At 55.2% G+C, this 15,238-nt stretch carries 13 protein-coding genes; 3 read left to right on the top strand and 10 right to left on the bottom strand.

The genetic code is table 11. The annotated features are described in order from the left end of the window. The 3 genes from RV1423_RS03435 to RV1423_RS03425 form a co-directional block, all read right to left on the bottom strand. Positions 1-2,840 (bottom strand): efflux RND transporter permease subunit (locus RV1423_RS03435; protein ID WP_034293064.1); only part of this gene is annotated, 2,840 nt, incomplete at its 3' end. Further along, the gene (locus RV1423_RS03430; RefSeq protein WP_034293062.1) at positions 2,837-4,321 is read right to left on the bottom strand and encodes an efflux RND transporter periplasmic adaptor subunit; all 1,485 of its coding nucleotides are present in this window, start codon (positions 4,319-4,321) and stop codon (positions 2,837-2,839) included. The genes RV1423_RS03430 and RV1423_RS03435, both read right to left, overlap by 4 nt. Continuing rightward, positions 4,318-5,562, bottom strand: a complete 1,245-nt coding sequence (locus RV1423_RS03425; RefSeq protein ID WP_034293060.1) for a TolC family protein — start codon at positions 5,560-5,562, stop codon at positions 4,318-4,320. The genes RV1423_RS03430 and RV1423_RS03425 overlap by 4 nt, the downstream gene beginning before the upstream one ends. A gap of 196 nt (positions 5,563-5,758) precedes the next feature. On the opposite strand from RV1423_RS03425, the gene RV1423_RS03420 reads away from it, so the two are divergent. Beyond that, positions 5,759-6,028: a hypothetical protein gene (locus RV1423_RS03420; protein ID WP_034293058.1), complete on the top strand. Its 270-nt coding sequence runs from the start codon at positions 5,759-5,761 to the stop codon at positions 6,026-6,028. 177 nt (positions 6,029-6,205) lie between these two features. Here the strand turns inward: RV1423_RS03420 and RV1423_RS03415 are convergent, their stop codons facing one another. From RV1423_RS03415 to RV1423_RS03405, 3 genes are read right to left on the bottom strand one after another with little or no spacing between them, the layout of a single operon-like run. Further along, positions 6,206-9,184, bottom strand: a complete 2,979-nt coding sequence (locus tag RV1423_RS03415) for a TrlF family AAA-like ATPase (protein WP_034293056.1) — start codon at positions 9,182-9,184, stop codon at positions 6,206-6,208. A 41-nt stretch (positions 9,185-9,225) separates the two neighbouring features. Further along, a complete protein-coding gene (locus RV1423_RS03410) occupies positions 9,226-9,717 on the bottom strand; it encodes a 3'-5' exonuclease (RefSeq protein WP_231502033.1) in 492 nt (163 codons plus the stop codon). Beyond that, positions 9,701-10,279: a 3'-5' exonuclease gene (locus tag RV1423_RS03405; RefSeq protein WP_034293055.1), complete on the bottom strand. Its 579-nt coding sequence runs from the start codon at positions 10,277-10,279 to the stop codon at positions 9,701-9,703. Before RV1423_RS03405 ends, RV1423_RS03410 begins: the two co-directional genes overlap by 17 nt. A gap of 220 nt (positions 10,280-10,499) precedes the next feature. On the opposite strand from RV1423_RS03405, the gene RV1423_RS03400 reads away from it, so the two are divergent. Then, complete coding sequence (locus RV1423_RS03400) at positions 10,500-10,988, top strand: 3'-5' exoribonuclease (protein WP_034293053.1); 489 nt, start codon at positions 10,500-10,502, stop codon at positions 10,986-10,988. Between the two features lie 9 nt (positions 10,989-10,997). Here the strand turns inward: RV1423_RS03400 and RV1423_RS03395 are convergent, their stop codons facing one another. Continuing rightward, a complete protein-coding gene (locus RV1423_RS03395; protein WP_034293052.1) occupies positions 10,998-11,960 on the bottom strand; it encodes a site-specific integrase in 963 nt (320 codons plus the stop codon). A gap of 187 nt (positions 11,961-12,147) precedes the next feature. Here RV1423_RS03395 and RV1423_RS03390 point away from each other — a divergent pair, with 187 nt between their 5' ends. Beyond that, positions 12,148-13,209, top strand: coding sequence for a DNA-binding protein (locus RV1423_RS03390; RefSeq protein WP_034293050.1), 1,062 nt, complete (start codon positions 12,148-12,150; stop codon positions 13,207-13,209). On the opposite strand, the gene dmeF is transcribed toward RV1423_RS03390, so the two are convergent. From dmeF to RV1423_RS03375, 3 genes are all read right to left on the bottom strand, one after another. Next, positions 13,181-14,116: a CDF family Co(II)/Ni(II) efflux transporter DmeF gene (gene dmeF, locus RV1423_RS03385; protein ID WP_034293048.1), complete on the bottom strand. Its 936-nt coding sequence runs from the start codon at positions 14,114-14,116 to the stop codon at positions 13,181-13,183. The genes RV1423_RS03390 and dmeF overlap by 29 nt on opposite strands. Before the next feature lie 63 nt (positions 14,117-14,179). After that, positions 14,180-14,341: a four-helix bundle copper-binding protein gene (locus tag RV1423_RS30890; RefSeq protein WP_306409257.1), complete on the bottom strand. Its 162-nt coding sequence runs from the start codon at positions 14,339-14,341 to the stop codon at positions 14,180-14,182. Positions 14,342-14,604: 263 nt separating this feature from the next. Then, positions 14,605-15,198 carry a DUF305 domain-containing protein gene (locus RV1423_RS03375; RefSeq protein ID WP_051516446.1) on the bottom strand — a complete coding sequence of 198 codons (594 nt, stop codon included), beginning with the start codon at positions 15,196-15,198 and terminating at the stop codon, positions 14,605-14,607. Positions 15,199-15,238: the final 40 nt, after the last annotated feature.

Raw genomic sequence — 15,238 nt, 5'->3', positions numbered from 1 at the left:
TACAGCAGCATAACCACGCCGAATTCGGCTGACACGCCCGCTAAGGCGATGAATCCCACACCGGTGGCAACCGACAGGTTGTAGCCTTGCAGATAGAGGAACCAGATGCCACCGACCAGCGCGAACGGCAGCGAAGCCATGATCAGCGCCGCTTCGTCGAAGCGCCGGAAAGTCAGGTACAGCAGCACGAAGATGATCAGCAGCGTTGCCGGCACCACCAGTTTCAGGCGTGCGTTCGCCCGCTCCAGATACTCGAACTGCCCGGAATAGGCAATGCTGAGTCCCGGCGCCAGTTTCACCTTGGCAGCCACTGCGGTGCGCAGGTCGGCAACGACGGAAGCCAAATCCCGATCCCGGACATCGACGTAGATCCAGCCACTCGGTCGCGCATTCTCGCTCTTGAGCATTGGAGGGCCGTCACTGATCTTCAACTTTGCGACGGTTCCCAGCGTGATCTGCTGGCCGCTGCCGGTCAGGATCGGCAGATCGCGTAGTTTCTCCAGCGAGTCCCGGATTTCCCTCGGATAGCGAACGCTGATCGGGTAACGCGCCAGCCCCTCGACCGTCTCGCCTACGTTCTCGCCGCCGATTGCCGAAGACACGATACTTTGCACGTCGGCGATATTGAGCCCGTAGTTGGCGGCCGCAAGCCGATCGATGTCGACGTCCACGTAACGTCCGCCGCTGAGACGTTCTGCAAGTGCAGAACTGACCCCGGGAACCTGCTTGGCGACCTGTTCGATCTGTTGCGCCGTCTTGTCTATATCGGCAAGACTGGTCCCTGAGACTTTTACGCCAATCGGACTCTTGATCCCGGTAGCCAGCATGTCCAGCCGATTACGGATCGGCGGAACCCAAATGTTCGACAAGCCAGGGACTTTGACGACTCGATCGAGCTCATCGATCAATTTCGCCGGCGTCATGCCGGGGCGCCATTGATCGCGCGGCTTGAACTGGATGGTGGTTTCGAACATTTCCAGTGGCGCCGGATCGGTCGCGCTCTCGGCTCGGCCGGCTTTACCGAAAACGCTAGCGACTTCCGGGACGGTCTTGATCAGGCGATCAGTTTGTTGCAGCAGTTCCGCAGCCTTGGATGCAGACAAACCAGGTAACGCTGACGGCATGTAAAGCAAGTCGCCCTCATCCATCTGCGGCAGAAACTCGCCGCCCAGTCGGCTGATCGGCCATAGCGTCGTCAGCAAGGCTAGGCCGGCGATGACCAGCGTCGTTTTTGGTCGGCGCAGGACGGCCTCCAGCAATGGTCGATAGCAGCGAATCAGCCAGCGGTTCAACGGATTGCTGTTTTCCGAGGGGATGTTCCCGCGGATCATGTAGCCCATCAGGATAGGAATCAGCGTCACGGACAAGCCCGCGGCGCCGGCCATGGCATAGGTCTTGGTGAACGCCAGCGGCCCGAACAGGCGTCCTTCCTGTGCCTCCAGCGTGAACACCGGGATGAACGACAAGGTGATGATCAACAAACAAAAGAACAGCGTCGGCCCGACCTCCGCCGCCGCCTCGCCGATCACGCGCCAGTGGGTGTCCCCTTGCAGGGATTGCCCCGGATGTTCGTGCTTCCACGCCTCGATATGCTTGTGGGCATTCTCGATCATGACGACTGCGGCATCGACCATGGCGCCGATGGCGATGGCGATGCCGCCCAGCGACATGATGTTGGCGTTGACGCCCTGGTAACGCATGACGATGAAGGCAATCATGACGCCGAGCGGCAAGGAAACGATCGCCACCAGCGCCGAGCGCAGATGCCACAGGAACAGGCCGCACACCACCGCCACGACAAGAAATTCTTCGAGCAACTTGTGCGACAGGTTGTCGATGGCCCGGTCGATCAACTGGCTGCGGTCGTAGACGGGAACGACCTCGACGCCGGACGGAAGGCTCTTCTTAAGTTCTTCCAGTTTGGTTTTGACGGCGGCAATGGTGTCGCGTGCGTTTTTACCAGAGCGTAGGATGACAACGCCCCCGACTGTTTCACCCTGGCCGTTGAGCTCGGCAATACCGCGCCGCATCTCTGGCCCCAGTTGAATGGTCGCCACATCGCCCAATTTGACGGGGACGCTGTTTTGTCCCCTCGCCAATGGGATATTGCGAAAGTCCCCCAGCGTCTTGAGATAGCCGGAAGCCCGCACCATGTATTCGGTTTCCGCCATCTCCAACACCGAGCCGCCGGTTTCCTGATTGGCTTTCTTGATTGCTTCCACGACCCTGTCTTGCGTGATCCGGTAGGCCGCCAGCTTCACCGGGTCGAGCACGATCTGATATTGCTTGACCATCCCGCCGACTGTCGCCACTTCCGCCACATTGGGCAAGCTCTTGAGTTCATATTTCAAAAACCAGTCCTGCAGGCTACGTAGCTGGGCTAAGTCGTGTTGCCCGGTCTTGTCGACCAAGGCATATTCGTAGATCCAGCCGACTCCGGTGGCGTCCGGCCCTAACGATGCTTTGGCGGAAGCTGGCAAGCGCCCCTGCACCTGGTTGAGATATTCCAGCACCCGGGAGCGGGCCCAGTACATATCGGTGCCGTCTTCAAACAGGACGTAGACGAAAGAATCTCCAAAGAAGGAGTAGCCGCGCACGGTCTTCGCTCCCGGCACCGACAGCATGGTGGTCGCCAGCGGATAGGTCACCTGGTTTTCCACGATCTGCGGCGCCTGGCCGGCATAGCTGGTGCGGATGATGACCTGCACATCCGACAGATCCGGTAAGGCATCCACCGGCGTCGTCTTGAGCGCCCAGACACCCCATGCCCCTAGGAAAAGTACGGAGAGCAAGACCAGAAAACGGCTCGCAATCGACCATTTGATGAGTTTCTCTATCATGGCGCGCTCCGATCCAGCTTCTCGATCACATAGTCGCCATTCTTCTCACTGAAACTGAAATGCACGCTGTCCCCGGTCTTGAGGCCTGATGCCATGTCGGGCTGAGCCAATTTGAATGTCATCGTCATCGGCCCCCAACCCAGCGTTTTGACTGGACCATGCGAGAGCGTGATTTCGAGCCCCTTCAACGATTCGATTTTCCCGGTTGTCTCATTGAGTGCGGCCTGCGCTATAGCAGCATTGGAGGATGACGATGTATTCAATCTCGCCAGCACGCCTTTAAGACTTGCTTCGGAATCGATCAGGAATTGCCCTGACGTTACAACCTGCTGCCCCGCGGTGACGCCACCCAGCACGATGCTCTTGCCGTCGGCTTCCTGGCCAAGTTGAACGTCGACCGGCTGATATCGCCCGTCACCCGTAGTGACCAGCAAGACATTGCGGGTACCGGTGCGAATGACCGCTTCAGACGGCACCAACAAGCCTGGTGTCGCTTTGCCTGCGTCCAAATTGATCTGGGCATACATACCAGGTTTTAACCTGCCGTCGCGATTGGGTAGTTCGATGCGGACTCGAAGCGTGCGGCTGTCGGCATTCGTTTCAGGCAGAACGGCCAGGATCTTGCCAGTGAAGTTTTCACCTGGATAAGCAGAAAAACGAGCTTCCAGCTTGCCGCCGACATTGATCTGTCCAGCTTGCGCTTCGGGAACGGCCGCTTCCAGCCATACGGAATCCAGACCATTTATCTTGGCCAGAGGCGCGCCCGCTGTCACTGTCATTCCGCTTCTGATATCGAGCGTCTGAATCAGGCCTGCGATGGGAGCGACGATTGTCACCACGGTTTGAGGACGTCCGCTCTTTTCGACGCGGCTGATCAGATCACTGCTCATCCCGAGTAGTTGCAGACGCTCACGGGCAGCCTGAATTAATGCCGGATCGTTTGTTTTGATCACCGCCAAGAATTCCGACTGGGCACCGGCCCATTCAGGAATCAGCAAATCAACCAGAGGAGCACCGCGTACAACGACATCGCCAGGAGCTCGTGCATACACGCGCTCCACAAAGCCGCTGCTACGTGACTGAACAATCGCAACCTGGCGATCATTCAGCTGCACGCTGGCGACGGCGTTCACCGTTGCCGATAAGTTGCCTCGCTCCACTTTCGCGGTGCGCATTCCTAAATTCTGGGCAATGCCGGCGTCAATCTTGATGCCGGCGCCATCTGCTTGCTCATCTGCGTATTTCGGCACCAGTTGCATGTCCATGAAAGGTGACTTACCCGGCTTGTCGAAGCGTTGACTCGGCATCATAGGGTCGTACCAATACAACGCCTTACGTTCCACTTGCGTGGTCGGGCCTGCAGTTTCGCTATGCATGGTTTGAGCGCCGTTATTCTGGTGGGCAAGCCAATAACCGCCTGAGCTACTCACGGCGGCAACTGCAATCATCAGTACGGCAATTTGATAGGTATTTTTCTTCATTGCAGGTCTTCTCCGTAAGCAAAATAGAGCTGCGCGGCCATCGCCGTGCGCTGAGCTTCTATGTCGATGATCTTTAAACGTTGATCGACGATTTCGCGGCGTGCAGTCAACACCGTCGTCAAGTCGCTCTTACCCGAGCGGTAACCTGCGTACTGGAGATCGACCTTTTGCTGTGCCAGAGGCAAGGCGGTCTGATTGGCGCGCTCCAGTTGACGGGTCAGGGTCTGGTAGTCGGCGAGATCGTTTTCCAGTTCGTTGGTGTGATCGCGCAGCATGGCTTCACGGTCGGCATCGATCCGATACAACTCCTGCTGTTTAGCGGCAATGCGGGGATCCTGTCGGGTTGAAGGAGACACAGGAATCTCAAACGTGAACTGGACGGAGACCATGTTGCCGAACCGTGCATCGCGTCGCTGATAGGCAAGCTCAACACCCCAGTCCGACTTTTTCATAGCTTGCGCTTCGCGGACCTCGGCTTCTGCCTTTCGTGTTTCGGCGGTAAAGGCTTGTAGTTCCGGATGCCGATGCAGGTGCTCCCGCAGATAGGCCGCGTCGATGTTCAGCGCGGGCAATGCATCGACCAGTGGCTCATCAGCCTCGCCGCCGACGTAACGACGTAAGCCAGCCTTTGCTTTGACCAGATCGCGGATAAGATCGTCGCGACGGTCGGCAAGCTGCACCGCCTCCTGTTTCGGCATGACGCTATCGGCAATCTGCGTACGACCGGATGCGACCTGGGCGCGTACTGCCTCTGCCCAGAGCTGATTCTCCTTGTCCAAGTTGTCAAACAAAGCGATCTTGCGCTCCAGATAGTAGCGATTGAGCCATGCCAAGGCAGTCGCCCGGCGCAATTTCAGACGCTCGACCTGCCTTTGTGCTTCGGCTGTTTCGATTGAGGCCTCGGCTACGGCAATGCGGGCCTGGCGTTTCGCCGCATTGGGAAACTCCTGCATGACGCCAATCTTTTGCATCGTCATCGAGTCGGCATTGAGCCGGCCCCGATCCGGACCCGACACGGGATAGTTGTCGATGCCGGTGAAAATCTTTGGATCAGGCAACGCGCCGGCGGGTATCGCAGACGCTTGAGCCGCCTGGATTTGTGCCCTGTTAGAGGCGAGATTGGGGGACTGGCGCTCGGCAATCTCGAGCGCAGCGTTAAAAGACAAAGGGCCGGCATTGGCAAGGCCGGACATCCCTGCGAGCAAAGCAAGCAAGGTACTGGATATCCTGCGAAAGGACATATTGTTCACTCCATAGCGTGACGGCGCGTACAAAAGCGCGCAAACATTCGCCCGGCAGCTAGGCCGGACGCATCAACGAATCAATGAGATTTAGAGTGAACGAGGGGGACGCCACAACCCGGATGGGTCATGAGAAGGCAGAAATGACTCAGGCAACAGTGAAACGGTATCGATCAGTGGAAGGATCAATGGATTGATGTCGACGGAAGATGTCGTCGATGGGAAAACCTGGCAAATCTTGCAGGCGTCGCCCATTTTGCACGGCGCCGTCGATTTGGATGACTTATCGGTGTCCGACATATTCATCACACAAGGCTCATCTGCGGCGTTCGCGGATGTCGCCATTTCCATAGACGCAGAATTAGTGCGCATCATTTCGACCATGCGTACCGCTGCAAGTCCCTCAAGGGGAATGGCAATGGCCAACAACAGGATCAGAAATGTGCGCAGCATTTTCATGACTTAGATTATAGACGAAGTTCAAAGGTATTAAGCTGGAGCTTAGGATGCACGTTTGCGGAGTTCTACTGGAAGCGTACCTTTGTTCTTGATAGTTGCAAAATGCTCACCGCATCAGTCCTGACGCGGTTCGGTTCAGAGCTCACAGCCGCCTCTAAGTCCGCGCCGAGCTGCTCAGTATGTATCATAACGATACCCTTAAGCGCCTAGCCCTTTCCCTGAAGGCCCGTTCTCCTCCCTCCAAAATTGCACAGACTGCTTCTCGAATCCTAGGGTCTTCCAATCCGCCACTCTCATAAGTAATCTGCGGCAATTGACCGGGACGATGGCGGCCGCAGCGTGCGACGATGACTTGATTGACATCGGTGTTTACAACCAAGTTAGCGTTGTGAGTCACAATGATGATCTGCCGGTGTTTTTTCGCCTCTTTGAATACCGGTACTAGTTCATCGAATACCGACTGCGGGTCCAGGTTTTCTTCAGGCTGGTCGATGATGAGTGGGCGGTCATCACCTGTATCAATGGCCAAATACAGAAGCAGAAGCACCACTCCGCGGGTCCCTGGCGACAAACTCTCAATTTCTACCCCATCGTATTGCAAGCCGTATCCAACTTGTATATGGCTCGTGCTATAAAGCCACGACGAAATTTTGCGCGCCCAGTCTCTGAATTTTTCAGTCGCCGGCATGTGTTCTTTTAATTTGCCCGCATAGAGCGTCATAAATTGGTTCATAGCTTCGGCCACGTCCGCCGAGTTTCCATTGCGCCAGGCAGGCCCCAGTATCAATTCCGCCGCTTTACCAAGCTCTCCCTTTCCACGAAAAGGCCCGGTCCGCAAATCCAATAGTGTTTCTCCGTGCGCGATCCAACCGGCAATATCGATGAGTCGGCGTACTGAGAACGACAATTTAGCAACCGACCCGAGTCCGTCCTCAATACGCTCTTTCAGGGGAGCATATAGGCTGGCTAACTCGCTCTGTTCGTTGGATACTGCATCGAATACTCCTTGATAGGCAGTATTTCTCTCTGTGCGCAACGCTTTAAGAAAGTCGTCCGCTTTGCTGGCCCGGTCAATCTCACCAACAACTTTTGCCAGCGCAGCTTCGGCCTTGGAAATTTTATCGGACAATGTCTTGTATCGGCGGGCATTTTGCTCGTCAATACCGACCAATTTTTGAAGCAGATCCCGCTCGCGCTGGAGCACATTAATTGGTTGATCAATGAGGACAGCGTCGCCAGGAATTAATGGAAGAGACGGGTCAATCTCTTCGGCCTCAGTTTCGCGTCGAATATCACCCTCGAGGAGAGTAACTTTTCTGTTGGCCTCGTTGACTTTTTCCTTTAATAGACGGTCCACGTCGCCGGAAAACTGCAAATTAAACTCTTTCCAATCTTGCTCGCTTAATCGCGCGTGGTTGCGTTTCTCTTTAAGATTGGCGATCCAATTGGGCACCTCATTTTCCAGAAAATTGCGCACATCCGCCTGAATGCCTGATAAGGCCTGTAGCTGCAGCTTGACGGCACCAACCGTCTGTTGTTTCTGTTCGAGAGCCAGGGTTAGCGCCTCCAACCGGGCGGTGCGCTGCTCCTGTCCTTTAGGAATCAGTAACTTGCGATCATTTTTATCTTTGTCGATCAGCTTTTGCTTTTCATCCCGATCCTTGCTAAGCGTAGGAAGGCTATCTTTGCGGAGTTGCTCCTCGGTGATGGCATTTGTCGCACGCTCGAGAGTGCGCCGATGTCGTTCGCGATCGCTTTGAACTTGGTCCAGTCTTAACGCCAAAAGTGAAGTGAAATCCTCGGTTCCCATACGCTCAGAATCATCGTGCGCCTCGAATATGACGCGCTGAATTTCAGCGATCAACTCGTCGTTCAATCCTTCGGAAGAGCAAAGTCTTTCGACAAACTGTTGAGATAGATATTGAACATGAGACGCGTCCAGCAGATCTTCCATCTCCGCTGACGACACGGCATTCTCAGTTTCGGAGCCATTTTCCCAAGTCAGCTTGACGCGGGAATTCTGTAGGAAAGCGGCCGCTCGTTTGAGAAAGGAACTGCCACTGAGTTGCTTTGATACGCCAAAGCCGCCCGTGGCGATCAGATCCGCAAGTGCAGTTTTCCCTGATCCACGAGCACCGATAATAGCTACCATCCCGCCATTGATTGGCACAACATCCGGTCGCAACCAGTCGGCATCCGTAAATGAAGCAGCCTCAATGCTGTTGCCAGGCATGGCACCTCGGGGCGGCATGCTACCGATGAACACCCGGCCCTCCGGTTCGATGACGACTTGCCGGAGCGCTTCGAACGTGAGGTTGCCGCTGATCCAACAGAGCCGGCCTTTGTCGGGAACACCAACGCGCTGTTCCTCGTGAGCATCCGAACCATGGAGGCATGGTTTTCTGCCTTTCCACTTCGCTTCGAGATCTTGAACTGTAGCGGCACCCTTGCCGAGATAGAAATCAATCTGTTGAGGAGTGGCAGAGAAAATGATGTGAGCAAAGCTTTCGATATTCTGTCGCAGCGTCGCCCATTGGCCGTCCTCCGTCTGAAGACCGGAGGTTCCATCAGTGCCACCGCCCGAGACTGCGATCAGGCAATTTTTCTGCACCCAGTCGCTTTGTCCCCATGCCTCGCGTAGCCGCTCGAAATCAATTTTGAACTGGTTGACCCCGGCGCGATACGCTACCTCGTCTTCAAGAGTTGGTCCTTTATGCACTCGGCCCAGACGGATGAGATCTGTGCGATTGCATCGAAAAATCTCTCCTTGATGCTTGTATTCAAGGCCGCCCAAGAAATGCTCTATGCGTAGAACGTGGTCAGCATCGTCAGGCGAAAACAGAAAATGCAAGTTAACGCCAGAGCCTTTCTTGGTTTCGATTGTCAGTCGAAACTCGACATTCGGAAAAATCAGTCCGACGTCACGGAGTCGACCTTCACGTTGTTTCGCGATAGTTTCCTGGTATTTTTCAATGCTGCAATAATCGGTGATCCCGAGCGCGCGGATCGGAGGAATGCTCTGTTCAATCTTGCTGAGAAATCCGTCCCATGGATCACTTCCAGAATAGCCGTTGTTTAGTGCAGTACCGGGTGTATGGATATGAGGGTCCCACCTGTTCCAAAGTGAGCCTCGAGCATTGGTCGTATTAGATTTTTCCGTCATTGTTTCCCCCGTTAGATATCGTTTTGAGGCAAGAGCGCGAATCAGTTTCGTTCCCGGAAGGCATGTCTGGCCGCCATCGCATCATAAAGAGCATGGTGTTCGGGGAAGTTGTTGTGCTTGTAAAACGCGTATCGGCGCAATGCGTTGATGTTGCGCGATGAAATGAGCCGTGGTGTGCACCAGCTCGGCGGGACGTGGCCAATCGCCTGGACAAATAGATCCCAGTCAGTCTGGAAATCAAAACAGAGACGTACCTCTGCGTCTCTCCTGATTTCTTCCAACCAATCAATCATCTTTTGCCCGACTTGAGCAGTAGCGCATTCCGTATGAGGGACACGCCCGAGCAGCGGGAGAACGACATCGCGGACGAACGTACTGCACAGCTCTGCGGAATACGGCACTTCTGCATAGAAGACTTCTCCGGAAGCTGCCGCCAGGCCAATGCTGATCAATTGCGGATTTACAAAGTCGGTGAACTCGGTATCGATAAAGACATTCAGCACCATAATCGGAAGATCAAGCGGCTGATGCATGAGAAGCGCCCAAATGCGCTGTGCCCAGAATCCAGGGCATCAATCTCCCGATGTTGACAGCGTCATCGAGCCCCCGATGATGTTGGCCTTCCATGGCGATACGGGCTAATGCGCAGGCCTTCGCCATTCCCACTTCCTTGCCAATGCGCTGGGCCTTGGCGAACATTCTTTTCGCGTTTTGATGCGGCATATCCACGGGCGAAGCAATGCCGTGGCGCTGAGAGTCTCTTACCATTTGCTTAAAGTCATAAGCGCCCCAACTCATCCAGATGGCCCCCTGGAAGCTCGTTTCGGCGATAAATTCTTGCAATGCCTGCGCGGCGACAGGGAAAAGTGAAGCTTGGTCCACATCTTTTTGAGAGATGCCGGTTAAGGATGTGCAGAATGGCGTTAAGGTCGGACGTTCTAGCGGTCGAACGAAATGTTGAAAGCGCTGCAGTACGATACCGGACGCCGTCGCCCAGCAGGCGCCGATCTCGATGATTTCCATTTGTTCTGCCGTGATGGAGCCGTCATCTGCGCAAGTCGCTTCAAGGTCGATCACCAAAAATATTTTTTCCATTTGCGCCCATGCATTTTGAATTTTTTATGAAAGCGCTGAGCGCCGCAATTTCAGTCTTTAAGACGGTGACGACACGCCCCCGCAGTCGCCATTTGATATTACATGGAAATGCGGTGAAAAACTTGAATGCGTATTGCGCATTGATGCAAACTTCCTGCATTAAAATCCTATTTCCAGAACGCAACCTTATCTCAGCCGACTACGCTGAATCGGACCCCGTATGGCACTCAAAGTATTCGTCGACACAGAATTCACCGACTTTGTAAATCCGCAATTGATCAGCATCGCACTGGTGGCGGAAACAGGTGAGGAGTTCTATGCGGAGCTGCCCTTTGACATTCGGCGGTGCAGTGATTTTGTGCGTGAGACAGTGGTGCCGCTCTTGGGCTATTCACCAGAAGCAGAACTGTCACTCGATGCGCTCTACGGTCGAATAACGCAGTGGCTGGTACTTGTCCGGCCCACTGGCGAGGAAATCCAGCTGTGCTATGACTTTCAAACCGACTGGGATCTATTTTCGCGGGCGCTGGAGGACCGGGTCCCTTTCTGGGTTAAAGGGCGACTGGTAGCCGACCGCATCAACGAATTGCTGCGCCATGAATTCCACGCTAAAAATCGTCTACCCGAGCATCACGCGCTCAATGACGCGCGCGGAAACTGCTACGCATTTCGTGAACTACCGCCACAAAGCGCAGCCTCCCACGCTTAGACGTCTTGTTCAAGACTGATCAAGGAGATTCAGATTTTTGGGGAGAAGACGTTCCAGCATTTCCCGATGATAGGGATCATGAGAGTCCACATAACGAGATGCGGAGGCGATATTCCTCCATCCGACATATTCCATGAGAGCCCGCAATTCCCATCCGTTCGCACTGGCCCAAGTCGCAAATCCGCGTCGTAAGGAGTGCGAGCTGTATAAATGCACGTCCGTCACGTCAGCGGACTTCAGGATGCGCCGAAGCAAGGGAATGATGCTGGCCGAATTGACAGGTGCCTCGCTGATGGCGCCCCAACGGTCGATCCCGCGAAATGTGGCACCGCTTTTCAGTCCACTGACAGCAAGCCAATCCAGGTAGGCTGTTACCGGGCAGAGCTTAGATAAGGCTGGGGTCTTGTAAGTCGTGCCCTTGAGGCTTCGGTCAGTCTTCGTACGCGGCAAATAGATTGTCATGCCTTCCCCGGCGATGGCGTCGATATGGTCGATTTCCAGCCTGGCCAGTTCATCGCTACGAAATCCTCGCCAGAACCCAACGAGCAGCAACGCCCGATCCCGTGTATGCCGAAGAAGGTCGCTGCTACGCCCTTGCTGCCTGGCTAGTTCACACTGCTGCTCGAGCCATGCCACTGTCTGCTCAAGCGCATCCAGTTGCAGCGGCTTGGCCCGTTTCTCCTGCGCGGGATGCAGTTCATGGATCCCGCGCAGCATCTTGCGCACCACCGGCGCCTTCGTCGGATCCGGAAACCCCTGTTCTACGTGCCACTGGCCGAGGGCGGTAACACGCTGCTTTAAGGTGTTGTGTGCCAGTACGCCGGCATACTGCGCCAAATAGCGCACTACGCTATCGGCCGTAGCCGGCAGAAATCCTCCCCATTCCACTTCAAAGTGGTTTACTGCCGCGCGATAACTCTTGCGGGTGTTATCTCGGGTGGCGGCATGTAAGTAATCGTCAATTGGAATCATCGCGCGATATGGCTTAGAAATCGGTAGTACAGATGGATGGAAGCAAATTAGGTTGATTTTAGCCCATCAGGATAAATAACTATCCAATATTTAGTGCGATTTAAGAACAAATTCTGACTTTATTTTCGCTATAATCGGTATGTATATACGTAGTACATACTACGGTACTTTATTTAAAGGAGCGGTCATGGCGCGTAGCGGCCTCTATAAATCTGATGTAAAGCGAGCTCGGGACGCCCTGATCGTGCTGGGAAAACACCCGTCGCTAGACGCAGTACGTATCGAACTCGGTAATACCGGCTCGAAAACAACCATCCATAAGTACTTGAAGGAGCTAGAGGCCGAAGACGGCGATCTCGCCGGACGCAAAACGTCCATTTCCGAGGCCTTACACGATTTCGTCGAGCGCCTGGCTGCCCAGCTTCAGGACGAATCAAGGGCCAAAGTCGACGCGGTTCAGGCCCAGAGCGCCGAAACTGAACGACAATATGCCGAAAAGCTGGAAGCTGCAGGACAGCAAGTTGCCGCGCTAACACGCCATCTACATGACGCCGAGACGCGTCTTCGCGAGGAAACACAATCGCACCACGAAACGCAGGAACGTCTACAAAAGGAGTCCATTGCCCGTCACACCGCCGAGCAGCAAGTCGTCGACTTCAAGGAGCGCTTGCTGGAGAATCAGCACCACAGCCGCTCGTTGGAAGAAAAGCATCAGCATGCGCGGGAAGCGCTCGATCATTACCGTACTTCGGTCAAAGAGCAGCGGGAACAAGATGCACGCCGGCACGAGCAACAGGTGCAGCAGCTGCAGGCGGAGATCCGTACGCTGCAGCAGAGTTTGGTGGTAAAACAGGAAGAAGCCACGCGGCTGAACCAAGAAGGCGTCCGTTTGGTCGCAGATCTCACCCACACGAAACAAGGGCTATACGATCGCGATGGTCAACTGCGCCAGCTTCAGCAAAAGTTGGACACGGCACACGCGCTCGAAGAGCGCTGCCGGATGCTTGCGTCCCAGCTGGGGGGAAAAGTCGTGCAAGCCGATCATATGAAAGCGCAATTGGCAGTTGCGACCCAGCAGGTGCACGGCCTCCAGGTCGAACTGGCCGCCGTACAGGCTAAGCTGGAAGCGCAACGAACAGTCGCTGCCGAGTTCCGTGAGCACCTCGAACAAATGCGGCAAGTGACGCCAGCCAGTACCGCGCCAAAACAGGACGTAAATGTCAGTGGTGAACCGACTTCCGGCGGTTGATCTCGACCGTTATGTGCACCAGTTCCTCATGGACGCTGAGCTGTTTCCTGAAGTCGTCAGGGCTGCCCTCATTGTCCAGGACCAGTGAGAGAATGCAGGCATATTTACCTTTGCCCACGCGCCAGACGTGTAAATCCGTCACCTCCGCCGGCCAAGGGCTGGCGGCGATGACGTCGTGGATCTCTTGCACGACGGGAGCATCCATTTCCGCATCGAGCAACACGCGCCCGGTATCCCGAATCAAGCCTCTAGCCCAGACGGCCACAAGCACGGCACCGACGATGCCCATGGCCGGGTCGAGCCAGCTGGCTCCCCATAATTTGCCACCGAAGAGCGCGAGGATGGCCAACACAGACGTAGCAGCGTCAGCGATGACATGCAGATAAGCTGATCGAAGATTGAGGTCGTGGTGATGGTGGTGGTCATCATGGCCGTGATGATGATCAGAGTGCCCGCCTTTGAGTAACCACGCACAGGCCAGATTGACCAGAAGGCCGACCGCCGCGATAGCGATAGCCTGGTCGTAAAGAATCGGGCTGGGCGAGATCAGGCGCTCTGCGGACTGATACAGCATTAGCGCCGCCACACCAAGCAGGACGATGGCGCTGGTATAGCCGCCCAATATCTCAATTTTCCACGTACCGAATGTGAATCGCTTATCTTGGGCAAAGCGGCGCGCAGCGCCATAGGCCAGCACTGACAAGCCAAGCGCCAATGCGTGCGAGCTCATATGCCAGCCATCAGCCAGCAGAGCCATTGAATTGTACAGCCAGCCACCGACGATCTCGGCCACCATCATAATTGCAGTCAGGAACACGGCCCATCGGGTATTGCGTTGGGCCAGCGGATTCCCTTCGTCAAAAACGTGGGAATGGCGCCAACGGTCCGTCAGCGAATAAGACGACATAAAATATCCAATGCGATAAGAAGAAAAAACACGTCCGGCCAAAAGGCCGGACAGCGTCGACGGTTAGGCCGCCATCTTACTGCACTCATCGGCACATCGCGTACAGGCTTGCGCGCAGTCCCGGCAGTGCTGTGCCTCGTGTTTCGCGCATTCCTCGGCGCAGGCTTTGCAAATTTGGGCGCACAGCTTGCATACCTGCTGAGCGAACTCGCTACCCCTGGCCATCAGTGCCGCGGCCGTTCGGCAAATCTCCGCGCAGTCGGCATCGGTAGCGATACAGCGTGCCATCATCTTTACATCGTCTTCTTGCAAGCAGGCTGCGGCACATCGGTCGCAAGCTGCTGCACATGCATAACAAGCCTCGATACAAGTACGGAATTCTTCACGTGACATCATGATCTCCTTAAAAAATGGATGGGCGGTTTACCCGGATTGCGCTCCAGCGGATGCCAGAGCCTGGTTGCGCGGAAAGCCAGAGGACCACAAGCTCAATGGTCGACCAGCTTCCATTCCTTTTTCCAGCGACTCATCGTGGAAATTTCTTGTTGTTGTTGTGAGATGACCTTCTTTGAGAAGGCGACAATTTGAGGATGACGAGCTTTCTTGACGGCGTCCCTTGCCATCGTGAGCGCACCGCGATGATGTTTGTTCATCATATCGATGAACATAGCGTCAAAAGCATCGCCGTGACTGGCCTCAAGCCTCTCCATCGACATGCCTTTCATTGATTCCATCATGCCGGGCAGCTTCATGTTCACGGCACTGCCTTTGTCGGGATACCACTGCTCTTTCCAATTGCGCAGCTGCGCAATTTCCGCGTTCTGGTCTTCGATTGTTTTTTTAGCCATCTGCTTGAGCTGATCGTGTGCGCTACGGCTGTCGGCGAGCTGTGCCATCTTGACGGCCTCTTCGTGATGTTTGGCCATGGTGTCGAGGAACTGTTCGTCGTATGACGCCTTGGAAGGCATCGATGCATCTGCGCCTGTATCGTTAGCTGGCCCGGGAGACATAGCCTGCGAAAACGCTGTGGATGAGGCGACGAGTGCCGCCACTACCATCGCTGTTTTAAATGAGATACGCATGTGGACTCCTATCGTTGATTGATCTGAAAACCATCAACCA

The sequence above is a fragment of the Herbaspirillum sp. RV1423 genome, from assembly GCF_000577615.1.
Taxonomy (GTDB): domain Bacteria; phylum Pseudomonadota; class Gammaproteobacteria; order Burkholderiales; family Burkholderiaceae_D; genus Herbaspirillum.
Note: the sequence above shows the minus strand (reverse complement) of the source record. Positions and strands in the feature narration are given on the sequence as shown.